This is a genomic window from Streptomyces sp. NPDC047085 (assembly GCF_040643735.1).
Classification (GTDB): Bacteria; Actinomycetota; Actinomycetes; order Streptomycetales; family Streptomycetaceae; genus Streptomyces.
Map to the genome: position 1 here is coordinate 41,953 of NZ_JBEYUW010000005.1, position 13,812 is coordinate 55,764.

The window sequence follows — 13,812 nt, forward strand, 5'->3', positions numbered from 1 at the left end:
GCATGAGCAGCTCGGCAAGCAGTGGCGTCAACGGCGGTGTCGTCAACGGCGGCATCTCCTTCTGGTACGCGCAGGACGGTCTCCCCGCGGCGCGGGAGCCGCTGTCCGGGGACGCGTCCGCCGACGTCGTCATCGTCGGCGGCGGCTACACGGGCCTGTGGACCGCGTACTACCTCAAGAAGGCCGCCCCCTTCCTGCGGATCACGGTCCTGGAGCAGAAGTTCTGCGGCTACGGCGCCTCCGGGCGCAACGGCGGCTGGCTGTACAACGGCGTCGCGGGCCGCGACCGGTACGCGAAGCTGCACGGCCACGAGGCCGCCGTACGCCTGCAGAAGGCGATGAACGACACCGTGGACGAGGTGATCGCCGTCGCCGAGGCGGAGGACATCGACGCCGGCCTGCACAAGGGCGGCGTGCTGGAGGTGGCGACCACGCCCGCCCAGCTGGCCCGGCTGAAGGCGTTCCACGAGCACGAGCTGTCGTACGGCGAGAAGGACCGGGAGCTGTACGGCGCCCGGGAGACCGCCGAGCGGATCAGGGTCGCCGACGCGGTCGGCTCCACCTGGACCCCGCACGGGGCACGGCTGCAGCCGGTGAAGCTGGTCAAGGGCCTCGCCGCCGCCGTGGAGGCGCTCGGGGTGACCATCCACGAGTCCACGCCGGTGACGGAGATCCGTCCCAAGCACGCCGTGACCCCCTACGGCACGGTCCGCGCCCCCTACGTCCTGCGCTGCACCGAGGGTTTCACCGCGTCCCTGAAGGGCCAGAAGCGCACCTGGCTGCCGATGAACTCCTCGATGATCGCCACCGAGCCGCTCACCGAGGACCAGTGGGCGGCGATCGGCTGGGTGGGCCGGGAGACGCTGGGCGACATGGCGCACGCCTACATGTACGCGCAGCGCACCGCCGACGGCCGGATCGCGCTCGGCGGGCGCGGAGTGCCGTACCGGTTCGGCTCGCGCACCGACAACGACGGCCGCACCCAGGCCGAGACGATCGAGGCGCTGCGGGAGATCCTGACCCACTTCTTCCCCTCCCTCGCGGGCGTGCGCGTCGAACACGCCTGGTCCGGCGTCCTCGGCGTACCCCGCGACTGGTGCGCCACGGTCACCCTCGACCGGGCCACCGGGCTCGGCTGGGCGGGCGGTTACGTCGGCTCGGGCGTCGCCACCGCCAACCTGGCCGCCCGCACCCTGCGCGACCTCGTCCAGCAGGACTCGGGCCATGCGGGCCGCACCGACCTGACCGAGCTGCCCTGGGTGAACCACAAGGTCCGCAAGTGGGAACCGGAGCCCTTCCGCTGGCTCGGCGTCCAGGGCATGTACGCCACCTACCGCGCCGCCGACCAGCGCGAACGCCTCCACCCCGGCACCGAGTCGTCACGCCTGGCCCGCGTGGCGGACCGGGTGGCGGGGCGGCACTGAGGCACCGCTGGCTACCCTCGTGTCATGATTCGCACCGCGACCCCCGCCGACATACCCGTCATCCACACCCTGATCCGGGAGCTGGCCGAGTACGAGAAGGCGCCCGAGGAGGCCCGGGCCAGTGAGGAGCAGCTGCGGGAGGCGCTGTTCGGCGAGCGGCCGGCGGCCTTCGCGCACATGGCGGTGGACGACACGACCGGCGAACCGGTCGGGTTCGCGCTGTGGTTCCTGAACTTCTCCACCTGGCGCGGCGTCCACGGCATCTACCTGGAGGACCTCTACGTCCGCCCCACCGCCCGCGGCGGCGGCCACGGCCGCGCCCTGCTGACCGAGCTGGCCCGGATCTGCGTCGAGCGCGGCTACGAACGCCTGGAGTGGTCGGTGCTGAACTGGAACCGGCCCGCGATCGGCTTCTACGAGGCCCTCGGCGCCCGCCCGCAGGACGAGTGGACGGTCTACCGCCTCACGGACGGGGCGCTGGCCCGACTGGGCGGCTCAGCCGACTGATTCGGTCACCGGGGCGCCGGTCCTGCTGGGCGGTTCAGCCGACCGACTCCGCCACCGGGGCCTCGGCGGCCGTTCCCCGGCGGGGCCCCCTGGTCGTCACCATCAGGCCCGCGACCAGGCCCGCCAGCAGCATGACGCCCGCCGCCCACCCGATCGCGACGGTGTAGCCGTGCACCACGCCCGCCGGGACGACGGCCGCCTTCCCGGCGGGGCTGTGCAGATGCGCGGCGACGTAGGCCGTGCTGCTGGTGGTGGCGATCGTGTTGAGCAGGGCCGTACCGATCGAACCGCCCACCTGCTGGGCGGTGTTGACGGTCGCCGAGGTGACACCCGCGTCGCGCGGGGCGACGCGGCCGTGGAGGTGGCGAAGACCGGCATGAAGGTCAGGCCCATGCCGCATCCGCGTCCGCGGGCATGGCGTGGCGGTGCCTCATGGCTCCAGTACCACCTTTCCTGTCGTCCCGCGCGTCTGGAGTGCCCGGTGTGCGGCGGCTGCCTCGGCAAGCGGGAACCGGGTGACGGCCGGGCGCAGCCGGCCCTCGGCGGCCTCGGTCAGGGCGCGCAGTTCGAGCGCGCGCAGGCCGCCGGCCTTCTCCAACATCGCCGGTCCGAGGACGGACTCGGAGACGCCTTCGACGAAGTGGCCCCGCCGGTCCTCGCCGATGCCCTCGGCCGACCAGCCGAACACCAGGTGCCGCCCGCCGGGCCCGAGCAGGGCGACCGCCTCCCGGGCGACCTCGCCGCCGACGCCGTCGTAGACGATGGTGGCGGGCCCCTCTTCATGCGTGTGTCCGCCCAGGTGGGTGCGGACCTCGGCGGGCCAGTCGGGGTCGGTGTAGTCGACGGCGAGATCGGCGCCCTCGGCGCGGACCAGGGCGGTCTTGCGGGCCCCGCCCGCCAGGCCCACCACCGTGGCCCCGGCGTTCTTGGCGTACTGCACGAGCAGCGTGCCGATGCCGCCCGCGGCCGCCGGTACGACGACCACGTCGTCCGGCCCCGGCTCGGCGAACTGCGCGATCCCCAGCGCCGTACGCCCCGTGCCGATCATGGCGACGGCCTCGGCGAGGCCCAGCCCCTCCGGGACCTCGTGGAGGCGTTCGACGCCGGTGACGGCGAGTTCGGCGTACCCTCCGGGCGCGAAGCCCAGGTGGGCCACGACCCGCTTGCCGAGCCACGCCCCGTCCACACCCTCGCCGAGGGCGTCCACGACACCGGCGACCTCACGGCCCGGGACGGTGGGCAGGGCGGGCGGCTCGGGCAGCGGACCCCGGTGCCCCTCGCGCAGGGCGGTATCGAGCAGGTGCACCCCGGCCGCGGCCACGGCGATCCGCACCTCACCGGGGCCCGGGACCGGATCCGCGGTCTCCTCGTACGTCAGGTTCTCGGCCGGCCCGAAGGCGTACAGGCGTACGGCGTGCATGGGATCCCCCAGTCGTCGTTCCTCGGTTGCTCTGTCTCCGGGGCCCACTCTTCGACCTCAAGCTTGCTTGAGGTCAAGGGCGGGTCGGCCGAGGATCAGGGACACCGCGGTGACGGCGCTGTTGAAGGACACCTCCGACAACACGCCTGGCGCCGCGACCTGGTCACCGGCCAGGTAGACGCCGTCACCGCGGTCCACGGAGGGCCGGTCCCGCCAGCAGCGGCCCGGCAGGTCCACCGCGCCCGTACGGCCCCCCGCCACGGCCTCCCGCCGCCAGGTGACCCGCTCCCGCCACCCCTCGAAACCGAGGTCGAGCAACTCCTCGGCCCGGGCCAGCCCGTCCGCGCGGGACTCCCCGGGCCCGATCGGGATCTGCCCCTGGACCAGCTGCTCGCCGGCCGGCGCCAGGGTCCGGTCCTGCGCCGTGAACCGCTCGATCCAGCCCGGCGCGTCCAGGTCGGAGACGGCGAAGGCGTCCCCGCGCCGGGTGCGCAGGCCGAGGTCGAGCAGGACGGTACGGCCGCTCGGCCAGCTCAGCGAGTCGTCCCCGAGGAGCCGCCGGGCCGCGGGCAGCGAGGTGGCGACGACGACGGGCGTGTCGGTGGGCAGGCGGTCGACCCGGGACAGCGTCTCGACCCGCACCCCCAGGTTCCAGGCCCTGGCGGCCATCCGGTCGATGACGTTCCCCCAGCCGCCGCGCGGATAGTGCGCCTCCGGCGGCAGCTTGGTGGCCCGGCGCAGCCGCTCCTGCACGAACGCGGCGGACAGCGAGCCCGGGTCGTGGTGGAACAGCGCCACGGCCGAGTAGTTCGCGGCCGCCCGGGCCCCCTCCTCGCCGGCGACTTCGGTCGCCCAGCTCAGGAAGTCCCGGTCGACGGGCGCCTGCCGCACCGACGGGCGCAGCAGCTTGAGCAGCGCGAACGGCGGGGTGCGGCGCAGCACGCCGTGGTGGCGCAGCCGCAGCCGGGCCGCCTCCAGCGGCGGCAGCGGGGCGAGCGGCCCGATCAGATCCCGCTGCTTCAGCCAGATCCAGTGCGGGCCGCCGTTGTACAGGGCGTGCGGTCCCTCGTTCGTCCGGTACGGCCCCTCGGCGGTGCGGGCCCGGCCGCCCAGGGTGTGGTGCGCCTCGTACACGGTGACCTCGGCGCCCGCCTCGGCGGCGGTGATGGCGGCGGTGAGTCCGGCGAAGCCGCCGCCGACGACGGTGATGCGATGGCGATGCATGGGCTGGGCCCCCTGTGTGCACGGCTTCCTTGTGTGTCCGCGAATACGACGGCGCGGACACCCCGGAATGTGACATCGGTGGGGTGGGGGATCGCGGGGTGGGGAGTCGCGGGGTGGGTGATGGCGGGGCCGGCCGGGGATCGGGCGGCGGGGAATCGCGCGGCGGCGGGATTGTCAGTGGCGGGGGGCAGCATGGGGGCATGGCGAGGAGAGCGACGGGTACGACGGGCAGGACGCGTATGACGGGCACGACGGGCGCACGCGGGGCGGGGCCGAAGGGCGCACGCGGGGCGGGGCCGAAGGGCGCACGGCGTCCGGAGGTGCGGCTGCCCCCTCTGGAACCCTGGCCGGGCGACGGGCTGGAGCCGGACGGCGACTACGACGGCCTGGAGTTCCGCGCGGCGGACCTGGCCGGGCAGGACGGCGCGGGCGCCCGCTTCATGGACTGCGCGCTGACCGACTGCACGCTGGACGAGACCGCGCTGGGCCGGGCCCGGATCCTGGACTCCGTCCTCTCCGGCCCACGGGGCGTCGGCACGCACCTCGCCGAGTCCACGTTCCGCGACGTCGAGTTGCTCGACGCCCGCCTGGGCGGCACCCAGATGCACGGCGCCGTCCTGGAGCGGGTCGTGATCCGCGGCGGCAAGATCGACTACCTCAACCTCCGCGAGGCCCGCCTGAAGGACGTCGTCTTCGAGTCCTGCGTCCTGGTCGAACCGGACTTCGCCGGCGCCCGCCTGGAGCGGGTCGAGTTCCTCGACTGCGCCCTGAAGGGCACCGACTTCGGCAGCGCGACCCTGAAGGACGTGGACCTGCGCGGCGCCGCCCCGCTGGAGATCGTCCGGGGCCTGGACCGGCTGTCGGGTGCGGTGATCAGCACGGGCCAACTGCTCGATCTGGCGCCGGTGCTGGCGGCGGAGTTGGGGATCAGAGTCGAGTGAGGCCGGCCCGCCCCCACGGCTCCTACGGCACCCGGGGAAACCGCGCCTGGAGGGTCCAGATCGCCGGGTTCTCCGCGAGGTCCTCGTGGAGGTCGGTCAGATCGGCGATCAGGTCGTGGAGGAAGTCGCGTGCCTCGCGCCGGAGTTCGGCGTGGGAGAAGCTGAGCGGGGACTCCTCGGCGGGGAGCCAGTCGGAGGCGATGTCGACCCATCCGAAGCGGCGCTCGAAGAACATGCGGTCGGTGGACTCGGTGAAGTCCAGCTCCGCGCGCTGCGGCCGGGCGGCGCGGGAGCCCATGGGGTCCCGGTCCAGCTGCTCCACGATGTCGCACAGCGCCCACGCGAAGTCCAGCACCGGCACCCATCCCCAGGCTGTGGACAGCTCCCGGTCCGTCTCGGTGTCCGCGAGATAGACGTCCCCGCAGAACAGGTCGTGCCGCAGGGTGTGGACGTCCGCGGTGCGGTAGTCCGTCTGCGGCGGGTCGGGGAAGCGGTTGGAGAGGGCGTAGCCGATGTCGAGCACGGGGAGATGGTGTCACGCCGACCGCCCCGCCCCTGCTCCGGTGTGCCCCGCCCGCCTAAGATCACTGACATGTCCAGATCCGCGCGCCATGTCCCGGCTGTCGCAGCGCTCCTCGCCCTCGCCCTGACCGGCACCGCGTGCGACGGCGGCGTCCACGGCACCCCGGGCGGCTCCGGCCTGCGCGATCCGTACTTCCCGAAGGCGGGCAACGGCGGCTACGACGTCACCCACTACGCGCTGACCCTCGACTACACGCCGGCCACCCGCCACCTCACCGCCAAGGCGGTCATCACCGCCCGCGCCACCCAGAACCTGTCCGCGTTCGACCTCGACCTCGCCGGGCTGCACGTCGAGAAGGTCACCGTGGAGGGCAGACAGGCCCGCTGGAACCGCGCCGGACAGGAACTCACCGTCCGCCCGCACGACGACCTCAGCAAGAGCGAGACCTTCAGCACGACCGTCCGCTACTCCGGCACCCCGCGCACCCTCACCGACCCCGACGGCTCCGAGGAAGGCTGGCTGCGCACCGCCGACGGCGCCCTCGGCCTCGGCGAGCCCGTCGGCTCCATGGCCTGGTTCCCGAGCGACAACCACCCCTCGGACAAGGCGACGTACGACATCACGGTCACCGTCCCGAAGGGCCTCCAGGCCGTCTCCAACGGGGAGTTGACCGGCCGGAGCGACAAGGGCGGCCGTACGGCGTACTCCTGGCACACCGCCCAGCCCATGGCGAGCTACGTCGCCACCGTCGCGATCGGCCACTACGACATCACCCGCACCACCGGCCCGCACGGTCTGCCGGTCGTCACCGCCGTCGACCCCACCCAGCGCGCGGCGAGCGCCAAGGTGCTCGCGAACATCCCCGAGATCATCGACTGGGAGGAGACCAACTTCGGGCCGTACCCCTTCTCCTCCACCGGCGCGATCGTCGACCGCCCGCACGACGCCGGCTACGCCCTGGAGACCCAGAACCGGCCCGTCTTCCCCGCCGACCAGCTCGACACCAGCACCCTCGTGCACGAACTCGCCCACCAGTGGTACGGCGACTCCGTCACCCCGAAGTCCTGGCGGGACATGTGGCTCAACGAGGGCTTCGCCTCCTACGCGGAGTGGCTGTACGAGGAGGACCACGGCGGCGACAGCGCCCAGCAGACCTTCATGAACCTCTACGAGGACGGCGACGACGACCTCTGGGACTTCCCGCCCGCGAAACCGCCGAGCGCGGACCGCATCTCCGACACGCCCGTCTACGACCGCGGCGCGATGGTCCTGCAGAAGATCCGGCAGAAGGTCGGCGACGACACCTTCTACGACATCATCCAGGGCTGGGCCGCCACCCGCCGCCACGCCAACGCGAGCACCGCCGACTTCACCGCGTACGTGGAGAAGAAGGTTCCCGGCAAGGACTTCGGAGCGATCTGGAAGGACTGGCTGTACGGAGACGGAAAACCGGACCACCCGTGACGGGCGGCCCGGCTGCCGTACTGCCTGCTCCTGCGGCTAGTTGACGTTGACCGCCGTCCAGGCCGCCGCCACCGCGTTGTACTCCGCGCTGCCCGACCCGTACAGGTCGGCCGCGGCCTGCAGCGTGGCGGTGCGGGCGCCCGCGTAGTTGGTGGTCGAGGTCATGTACGTGGTGAGGGCCTTGTACCAGATCTGGTCGGCCTTGTCCCGGCCGATACCGGTGACCGTGGAGCCGTTGTACGTCGGGGAGTTGTAGGAGACCCCGTTGATGGTCTTCGCGCCGCTGCCCTCGGACAGCAGGTAGAAGAAGTGGTTGGCGACGCCGGACGAGTAGTGCACGTCGAGGCGGCCGACGGACTTCGACCAGTAGTCGGCGGAGCCGCCGTCCTTGCTGGGCTTGTCCATGTAGCGCAGCGGCGTGCCGTTGCCGTTGATGTCGATCTTCTCGCCGATGAGGTAGTCACCGGGGTCCGAGGCGTTGTTGGCGAAGAACTCCACCGAGGTGCCGAAGATGTCCGAGGTGGCCTCGTTCAGACCGCCGGACTCGCCCCGGTAGTTGAGCTTGGCCGTGGCTGCCGTCAGACCGTGGCTCATCTCGTGGCCGGCCACGTCGAGCGAGGTGAGCGGGTCGGCGTTGTTCGCGCCGTCGCCGTACGTCATGCAGAAGCAGCTGTCGTTCCAGAAGGCGTTGACGTAGGCGTTGCCGTAGTGGACGCGGGAGTAGGCGGCCCGGCCGTCGCCCGCGATGCCGTTGCGGTTGAACGCCGCCTTGTAGAAGTCCCAGGTGACGCCGGCGCCGTAGGCGGCGTCGACGGCGGCGGTCTGCCGGTTGCTGACGGTGCCGTTGCCCCAGACGTCGTCGGCGTCGTGGAAGAGGGTGCCGGTGCCGGTCGTGCCGCCGTTCAGGTCGTACGTCTTGTGGCCGCCGCGGCCGCCGTCGATCAGGTCGAAGCCGCCGGAGGCGGAGGCGGTGGTGCCGATCGTGACGGTGCCGCTGTACTGGCTGGTGCCCGTGCCGGTGTCGATGGCCTCGTAGGAGTAGAGCTTCTTGCCGGTGGTGGCGTCGGTGATGACGTGCAGCTCGCTCGGGGTGCCGTCGTGCTGGAGGCCCTTGACGACGGACTCGTAGGCGAGGACCGGCTTGGCGCCGGCCGCCCAGACGACCTTGCGGGAGGTCGAGGCGGTGGCCTTGGCGCTGTCGGCGGCCTTGAGCGCGGACTTCTTCGCGCTCGCGGCGGAGACGGCGGCGGTGGTGGTCGGCACGGATATCCGGGCCTTGGCCGCCTTGTCGACGCCCTTGAGGGAGCCGCTCTTCGTCACGTGGGTGACCAGGTCGCCGCCGAGGACGGGCAGACCGGCGTAGGTGCGCTCGTAGCGGGTGTGGACCGTGCCGTCCACGTCCTTGATCACGTCCCGGACGACCAGCTTCTCCTTGGCGCCGAGGCCGAGTTCGCGGGCCGCCGCACCGGCGTGCCGCTGCGCGGACTCGAGGGCCGCGACACGGGCGGAGGTGCTGAGCGGGGCGGCCATGGCACCGGTGTGCGTGGGGGCGGCGGTGGCGGCGCCGTTCTGCAGCGCGAGAACGACCATCGCGGCCGAGCCGACCAGCGCGGCGGCGCGCACGGCGGTCGTACGGGAGGTGCGGGAGGCGTGGGGCTGCTGACTCACTCGGTCTCCTTAGGGCTGGTCTCCGTGGGGCCGGAGACACAGGTGGGGCACAGGGGATGCACAGAGTTGCGGCGGCGAGGAGAGAGTGACATCAGAAACGGCCTGTTTGACAGGCCGCCGACAAGACTTTACGTGTTCGTATCCGAAAGGCGTGCCCTGGTATCCGATATCCGGACATGAGGGGTGAGGATGCAACTCCCCTTGGTTACAGCGAATTTGAGGCTCGGGGCGTCACACCCCGGGTCGGCCCCGCCGCATCACTGCGTCAGTGCCTCACGTCGGGGTCGGATCACCACTGGGCGACGAGCGGCGCGTCCGGTTCGTGCTGCCGCCAGGCCTCGTTGAGGCGGGCGAGGCGGTCGGGGGCGGCGATGCCGCGCACGGTCGCGATCCTGCCGCCCGTGATGTCGAAGGTCACGGCGCCGATGGCCCGGTCGCCGAGCACGAAGAGGATGGCGGGCGCGCCGTTGACGAGCGCGTAGTGGACGGCGGGCGTGCCGCCGGCCAGGCGCCGTTTCGCGGGAGTGGGCCTGAAGCCGGCCCGTGCGATGGCGGCGATGCGCCGCGGAGTGTCGTACCGCAGCAGCTTCTCGGCCGGGCCGGCGCCGTTGGAGTCGGCGATCGCGGTCGCGTCGTCGGTGAGCAGCGCTACGAGCCGTTCGGTGCGGCCCGAGGAGGCGGCGGCGAGGAATTCCTCGACGATCCTGCGGGCGGCTGCAGGGTCGACCTCGCCGCCGCCGCGGCGGGCGGCGGTGACGCGGCGCCGGGCCCGGTGGAGGTGCTGCTGGCTCGCGGACTCGGTGATGTCGAGGATCTCGGCGATCTCGGCGTGGCTGTAGGAGAACGCTTCGCGCAGGACATAGACGGCCCGCTCGACGGGTGACAGGCGCTCCATCAGCGTCAGCACGGCCAGGGAGACCGATTCGCGCTGCTCGAACGTGGCGGCCGGGCCGAGCATCGGGTCGCCGTCCAGGAGCGGTTCGGGCAGCCAGGCGCCGACGGTGCGTTCGCGGCGGGCCTGTGCCGAGCGGAGCCGGTCCAGGCAGAGGTTGGTGACGACCTTGGTCAGCCATGCCTCCGGCACCTTGATCCGCTGCCGGTCCGCGGCCTGCCAGTGCAGGAACGCGTCCTGGACGACGTCCTCGGCGTCGACGGCGGATCCCAGCAGCCGGTACGCCAGCGAGGCCAGCCGGTTCCGGCCGGCCTCGAACCGGCCGGTGTCGAAGCGATCAGTGGCGGTGCGGTCCACGCGGATCACCCTAGGCGGACTCTGGTCGGCTATGCGACGGCGTTCACGGCGGACGTCTTCGGCGCGGCGGCCAGGCGGCGCGTGCGGCTGGGCAGGCCGAAGGTCGGGTGCGAGGTGGTCCACAGCGCCATCTTGAGGATGCCCGACTTGATCCGAGCGGCCTTCCGGCCGCCCATGTACGTCGGCTTCGCACGCGCTTCGTCGTCGACCATCTGCAGGATCCCGTCCCGCCGCCCGAGGCTGATGTGGTTGCCCAGGTACTCCAGCTTGGTGTTCGGGATCTTGCGGCCGGTCAGGCCTCCCACGATCGCGGCCGTGGCCTGCCTGCCGGTGTAGCCGGCCGAAGCGCAGGACATCAGCAGCGGAATGCCGTTGTCGCCGATGGCGTAGGCGCTGTCGCCGACGGCGTAGACGTTCGGGTGCGAGACCGACCGCATGGTGCGATCGACGACGATCCGGCCGTTCTCGGTGACCTCCAGCCCGCCGGCGGCGGCGATGGGATCGACCACGAACCCGGCCGCCCAGACGGTCGCGTCGGACGCCAGGGCGGTGCCGTCGGCGCACAGCACCCGCGTCGCTTCGACGGCTTCGACGCTGGTGTGCTCCAGGACGGTGACGCCCAGCCGGGCGCACGCCTGGCGCAGGTGGCCGCGGGCTCCGGCGGAGAGCGGGGCGCCCAGCTCGCCGTGGGCGACCAGCGACACCGACAGGCCGGGCCGGGATTCGGCGAGTTCGGTGGCGGTCTCGATGCCGGTCAACCCGGCGCCGACGACCAGCACACTCCCGCCTTCGCTCCGCCTGCCGAGGCCGTCCAGGCGCTCGCGCAGGCGCAGCGCGGAGGGCCGGGCGGCGACGTCGAAGGCGTGCTCGGCCACGCCGGGGACGCCGTGGTCGGCGCCGTGGCTGCCGAGCGCGTAGACCAGCGTGTCGTAGCCGAGTTCGCCGCCGCCCTCGGCGTCGGCAACGGCGACGACCTGGCGGTCGGGGTCGACGGCGGTGACACGCGCCAGGCGCAGCCGTATCCCCGTGCCCGCGAAGACGTCGGCGAGCTGTGGAGCCTCGATCTCCTGGCCGGCCGCGAGTTGGTGCAGCCGCAGCCGCTGGACGAAGTCCGGCTCGGCGTTGACCACGGTGATCTCGGTGTCCGCCGGCGACAGCCGACGGGCCAGGTTCCCGGCCACGTAGGCCCCGGCATAGCCGGCGCCGAGGACGACGATGCGGTGCTTCATGTGTCGCTCCTGTCGGTTCGCTTGGTCCCGGTGGGTTGAGCGGAACAGCGACTCGATTGCTGACAGGAACGTCGTGTGGCGTGGGTCACAGAGCGGCGGTGGCGCCTTCGCACCGTGGGTCACCGGCACCGTTCGGAGCACACGGCTGAGCACGGGTCCCGGAAACGGGACTCACTCCCGGTCGTCCGGCAGCGCCTTGCGCATGACGGTGCAGGGGCGCCCGAGCGCGCGGTCCGGGCGGTGAGCGACGCTCTTGTAGCCCAGGCTGGTCCAGAAGGCCAGGGCCTTGGGGTTGTTGTCGAGCACGGCGAGCCGTACGGCCTGGCGGCCGGCGGCGCGGAAACGGTCCTCGACCAGGGTGGCGACGCGGCGGCCGTACCCCTTGCCGTGCTCGGTCGCGCGGACCATCAGCAGCCCGATCCATGGGTCGGGGTCGGCGGGGTCGGGGTGGTGGGCCAGGGTGATCACGATCGCGACCAGCAGGCCCTCGGCGCGGGCGAGGAGCACCTCGGCGTCCGGGTGGGCCAGTTCGTCGGCCAGGGCGACCGCCACCTGCTCGGGACGTACGTCGTCCGGGTCCGGGAAGTCCCCGCTGAGCGCGTGGAACTCGCGGTTCGAGGCGTACAGCGCCGTCAGCTCGGTGAGCAGCGGGGCCGGGATGTCGCGGCCGGGAGGCAGGGGCTGGAGGATCACGCGGGCACGGTAACGCGGGAGCGGGGCCCGGGCCACGGCGTTTTGCCCGCCGCGGCCCGGGGCTCCCACCGGGCTGGCTCCGGGTAGGTCAGACGTTGACGCCGAAGTCCTGGGCGATGCCGACCAGGCCCGAGGCGTAACCCTGGCCCACCGCGCGGAACTTCCACTCCGCGCCGTTGCGGTACAGCTCGCCGAAGACCATGGCGGTCTCGGTGGCCGCGTCCTCGGACAGGTCGTAGCGGGCGATCTCGGCGCCGCCGGCCTGGTTGATGATGCGGATGTAGGCGTTGCGGACCTGGCCGAAGTTCTGGCCGCGGTTCTCGGCGTCGTAGATGGAGACCGGGAAGACGACCTTCTCGATGTCGGCCGGGAGCGCGGCCAGGTTGACGTTGATGGCCTCGTCGTCGCCGGCGCCCTCGCCGGTGCGGTTGTCACCGGTGTGGACGATCGTGTTGTCCGGGGTCTGCTTGTTGTTGAAGAACACGAAGTGGCCGTCGGAGTAGACCTTGCCCTGCCCGTTCACCGCGATGGCGGAGGCGTCGAGGTCGAAGTCCGTGCCGGTGGTGGTGCGGACGTCCCAGCCGAGGCCCACGGTGACGGCGGTCAGGCCCGGTGCCTCCTTGGTGAGCGAGACGTTGCCACCCTTGGACAGGCTTACAGCCATGATGTGGGAGTCCTTCCCGTGAGGAATTCTGTGCCGACGAAGCTACCGTCACCGGGAAGAACGTCGAGGGGGGTCCCGATGGTTCCGCCCGTCTTTACCTTTTTTACCGACCTCTCCTCCCCTTGCTCCCGGCTCACGGCGAAAACCGGGTGACGCGGGACGGCCGTGGCCGGGAACATGGGACACATGTCCGGGCCTTACATCATCCGCGGCTCGGTCTCGCTTCCCGAGGCCGAGCTGACGTGGCGTTTCTCGAGGTCGTCCGGGCCCGGCGGGCAGCACGTCAACACCAGCGACTCCCAGGTCGAGCTGCGCTTCGACCTCGCGGCCACCGAGGCGCTGCCTCCGGTGTGGAAGGAGCGGGCGCTGCAGCGGCTGGCCGGGCGTCTGGTCGACGGGGCCGTCGTCGTACGGTCCTCCGAGCACCGCTCCCAGTGGCGCAACCGCGAGGCCGCCGCCGTACGCCTCGCCGCGCTCCTCGCCGAAGCCACCGCACCCCCACCCAAACCCCGCCGTCCCACCCGCATCCCCCGCGGCATCAACGAACGCCGCCTGCGCGAGAAGAAGGCACGTTCGGAGACGAAGCGGGGCCGTACGGGCCGAGACTGGACGTAACCCACCCCCCGCCCCCGACGGCGCCCCGCCCCCCGGGACCCACCCGCGCCCGCCGACGGCGATCTCGCCCCGCAGGGGCCACCCGCACTCGACCACGAAAGCCGCACGGGTGGTGCGGGTGGGAAAAACACACCACCCACCCACCCGCACCCGGCAACGAGATGTCACATCCCCGCCCGCCCATCCGTCAT

At 72.4% G+C, this 13,812-nt stretch carries 13 protein-coding genes and 1 pseudogene; 5 read left to right on the forward strand and 9 right to left on the reverse strand.

Annotated features, from left to right (window positions below):
• Window positions 1–2 precede the first annotated feature (2 nt).
• Together ABZ865_RS18860 and ABZ865_RS18865 are read left to right on the forward strand one after the other, a co-directional pair.
• Window positions 3–1,424: an FAD-dependent oxidoreductase gene (locus tag ABZ865_RS18860; RefSeq protein WP_361231320.1), complete on the forward strand. Its 1,422-nt coding sequence runs from the start codon at window positions 3–5 to the stop codon at window positions 1,422–1,424.
• A 24-nt stretch (window positions 1,425–1,448) separates the two neighbouring features.
• Window positions 1,449–1,931 carry a GNAT family N-acetyltransferase gene (locus ABZ865_RS18865; RefSeq protein WP_361231322.1) on the forward strand — a complete coding sequence of 161 codons (483 nt, stop codon included), beginning with the start codon at window positions 1,449–1,451 and terminating at the stop codon, window positions 1,929–1,931.
• Between the two features lie 34 nt (window positions 1,932–1,965).
• Here the strand turns inward: ABZ865_RS18865 and ABZ865_RS18870 are convergent.
• From ABZ865_RS18870 to ABZ865_RS18880, 3 genes and pseudogenes are all read right to left on the reverse strand, one after another.
• Window positions 1,966–2,327 (reverse strand): annotated as a pseudogene (locus ABZ865_RS18870) (MFS transporter); the annotation flags it as partial.
• Window positions 2,328–2,361: 34 nt separating this feature from the next.
• Window positions 2,362–3,351, reverse strand: coding sequence for a zinc-binding dehydrogenase (locus ABZ865_RS18875; RefSeq protein WP_361231324.1), 990 nt, complete (start codon window positions 3,349–3,351; stop codon window positions 2,362–2,364).
• Window positions 3,352–3,408: 57 nt separating this feature from the next.
• Complete coding sequence (locus ABZ865_RS18880; RefSeq protein ID WP_361231326.1) at window positions 3,409–4,575, reverse strand: FAD-dependent oxidoreductase; 1,167 nt, start codon at window positions 4,573–4,575, stop codon at window positions 3,409–3,411.
• Window positions 4,576–4,814: 239 nt separating this feature from the next.
• On the opposite strand from ABZ865_RS18880, the gene ABZ865_RS18885 reads away from it, so the two are divergent.
• Window positions 4,815–5,516, forward strand: coding sequence for a pentapeptide repeat-containing protein (locus ABZ865_RS18885; protein WP_361231328.1), 702 nt, complete (start codon window positions 4,815–4,817; stop codon window positions 5,514–5,516).
• Between the two features lie 22 nt (window positions 5,517–5,538).
• Here ABZ865_RS18885 and ABZ865_RS18890 read toward each other — a convergent pair whose 3' ends face one another.
• Window positions 5,539–6,039: a hypothetical protein gene (locus ABZ865_RS18890; RefSeq protein ID WP_361231330.1), complete on the reverse strand. Its 501-nt coding sequence runs from the start codon at window positions 6,037–6,039 to the stop codon at window positions 5,539–5,541.
• Between the two features lie 69 nt (window positions 6,040–6,108).
• On the opposite strand from ABZ865_RS18890, the gene ABZ865_RS18895 reads away from it, so the two are divergent.
• Window positions 6,109–7,503, forward strand: coding sequence for a M1 family metallopeptidase (locus tag ABZ865_RS18895; protein ID WP_361231332.1), 1,395 nt, complete (start codon window positions 6,109–6,111; stop codon window positions 7,501–7,503).
• Between the two features lie 36 nt (window positions 7,504–7,539).
• Here ABZ865_RS18895 and ABZ865_RS18900 read toward each other — a convergent pair whose 3' ends face one another.
• The 5 genes from ABZ865_RS18900 to ABZ865_RS18920 form a co-directional block, all read right to left on the reverse strand.
• Entirely contained in the window at window positions 7,540–9,171 is a 1,632-nt protein-coding gene (locus ABZ865_RS18900; RefSeq protein WP_361231335.1) for a M4 family metallopeptidase, read from the reverse strand.
• A 289-nt stretch (window positions 9,172–9,460) separates the two neighbouring features.
• Window positions 9,461–10,420, reverse strand: coding sequence for a sigma-70 family RNA polymerase sigma factor (locus tag ABZ865_RS18905; protein WP_361231337.1), 960 nt, complete (start codon window positions 10,418–10,420; stop codon window positions 9,461–9,463).
• Window positions 10,421–10,449: 29 nt separating this feature from the next.
• On the reverse strand, window positions 10,450–11,649 hold the full coding sequence (locus tag ABZ865_RS18910; RefSeq protein ID WP_361231339.1) for an FAD-dependent oxidoreductase: 1,200 nt from the start codon (window positions 11,647–11,649) through the stop codon (window positions 10,450–10,452).
• A 171-nt stretch (window positions 11,650–11,820) separates the two neighbouring features.
• Entirely contained in the window at window positions 11,821–12,342 is a 522-nt protein-coding gene (locus tag ABZ865_RS18915) for a GNAT family N-acetyltransferase (RefSeq protein ID WP_361231341.1), read from the reverse strand.
• Between the two features lie 88 nt (window positions 12,343–12,430).
• Entirely contained in the window at window positions 12,431–13,006 is a 576-nt protein-coding gene (locus ABZ865_RS18920; protein ID WP_361231343.1) for a TerD family protein, read from the reverse strand.
• Window positions 13,007–13,192: 186 nt separating this feature from the next.
• Between ABZ865_RS18920 and arfB the strand changes: the two genes are divergently transcribed.
• Window positions 13,193–13,621, forward strand: a complete 429-nt coding sequence (gene arfB / locus ABZ865_RS18925; protein ID WP_361231346.1) for an alternative ribosome rescue aminoacyl-tRNA hydrolase ArfB — start codon at window positions 13,193–13,195, stop codon at window positions 13,619–13,621.
• Window positions 13,622–13,812 lie beyond the last annotated feature (191 nt).

Excerpts from the sequence above, each read along its gene's own strand:
- ABZ865_RS18860 (WP_361231320.1), top strand. The coding sequence starts at position 3 with ATGAGCAGCTCGGCAAGCAGTGGCGTCAACGGCGGTGTCGTCAACGGC.
- ABZ865_RS18865 (WP_361231322.1), top strand. The coding sequence starts at position 1,449 with ATGATTCGCACCGCGACCCCCGCCGACATACCCGTCATCCACACCCTG.
- ABZ865_RS18875 (WP_361231324.1), bottom strand. The coding sequence starts at position 3,351 with ATGCACGCCGTACGCCTGTACGCCTTCGGGCCGGCCGAGAACCTGACG.
- ABZ865_RS18880 (WP_361231326.1), bottom strand. The coding sequence starts at position 4,575 with ATGCATCGCCATCGCATCACCGTCGTCGGCGGCGGCTTCGCCGGACTC.
- ABZ865_RS18885 (WP_361231328.1), top strand. The coding sequence starts at position 4,815 with ATGACGGGCACGACGGGCGCACGCGGGGCGGGGCCGAAGGGCGCACGC.
- ABZ865_RS18895 (WP_361231332.1), top strand. The coding sequence starts at position 6,109 with ATGTCCAGATCCGCGCGCCATGTCCCGGCTGTCGCAGCGCTCCTCGCC.
- ABZ865_RS18910 (WP_361231339.1), bottom strand. The coding sequence starts at position 11,649 with ATGAAGCACCGCATCGTCGTCCTCGGCGCCGGCTATGCCGGGGCCTAC.
- ABZ865_RS18920 (WP_361231343.1), bottom strand. The coding sequence starts at position 13,006 with ATGGCTGTAAGCCTGTCCAAGGGTGGCAACGTCTCGCTCACCAAGGAG.
- arfB (WP_361231346.1), top strand. The coding sequence starts at position 13,193 with ATGTCCGGGCCTTACATCATCCGCGGCTCGGTCTCGCTTCCCGAGGCC.